The following is a 371-nucleotide window of genomic DNA, read 5'->3' on the forward strand; positions in this document are numbered from 1 at the left end:
AAGAATTTGTCCGAAGCCTGCAAACCGACCCGGATCTCTGATTTATCCTGGCATCAATATTGGGAAGGGATCAATGTAGCGATAGTAAAAATTCGGAGTGGTCTCTTAAGTGGGCTAATCGTGACAAGTCAGACAGAGACACAGAAATAGCCGCCAAAAAGAGTGCCACCGATAAAGAGGCCCAACTTCAGGCTGCACAATCGGCCGGATTAAAGGCATATCAACAAGGGGTGGTAGATGCTGAGAAAAAAGCAAAAGGCACTATTGCTGCTTACCGTGCTGGCAATATCAAGCTGCAAAAGCGTTTCGAGTGTCTCGCCACTTCAGTTGGGGATATGCCCGTTACTCCCGCCAGTGGACAGCTCACTGAT

1 pseudogene is annotated in these 371 nt (G+C 48.2%); it reads left to right on the forward strand.

The features are described from left to right. Positions 1–59 precede the first annotated feature (59 nt). A pseudogene (locus V2A85_RS24580) lies at positions 60–371 on the forward strand (hypothetical protein); the annotation flags it as partial.

The sequence above is a fragment of the Yersinia sp. 1252 StPb PI genome, from assembly GCF_048593885.1.
Classification (GTDB): domain Bacteria; phylum Pseudomonadota; class Gammaproteobacteria; order Enterobacterales; family Enterobacteriaceae; genus Yersinia; species Yersinia enterocolitica_E.